The sequence below is a fragment of the Shewanella surugensis genome (assembly GCF_023284005.1).
Taxonomy (GTDB): Bacteria; Pseudomonadota; Gammaproteobacteria; order Enterobacterales; family Shewanellaceae; genus Shewanella; species Shewanella surugensis.
The window spans coordinates 1-501 of the sequence record NZ_JAKIKS010000384.1; the positions used below are offsets into that span (position 1 = coordinate 1).

1 protein-coding gene is annotated in these 501 nt (G+C 40.5%); it reads right to left on the bottom strand.

Annotated elements, in window-relative coordinates; genetic code table 11:
- On the bottom strand, window positions 1–501 hold a 501-nt coding region (locus L2764_RS27630), incomplete at both ends, for a transposase (RefSeq protein ID WP_248943521.1).

Consider the following 501-nt stretch of genomic DNA (forward strand, 5'->3'; position numbering starts at 1 on the left):
AGCTCAATCTTTTTGGGCTGAATCGGTCTTGGGATGAGTAAATTCAAACAACGGTTAATGGTTTTTATAACACGGCATGAGCCGATGGATATTTGCTGCAATAAATCTAATTCGTGTCGAAATAAGCTCTTTTCGAGCCTCCCGTGTTTTTTCGTTTTGACCCCATCGCCTTGTTCTCGGCGCCACTCCCCCATGTTGTGAGCCCAACAGTATGCAATTGATAGAACAGCAACCATTTTACTCACTCGTTCTCGCTCAGTAATTCGGGTGTCCTCAAAATTAAATCCACGCCCTTTTAAGCATTCAAATAATGTTTCAATTTCCCAGCGCTTCAAATAAACTTCAATGCTATCAGGTAAAAAATGGTTTGTAGCGATAATAAGCAATTCGCCATCTAACAAACGTTTAGCGGCTAAATAAACCTTTTTATTCCAGAGGATGCGGGCCCCTGCTAAGGATTGTGTTTGACCTGCTTTTAAATGAAAAAATAACCCATGAATA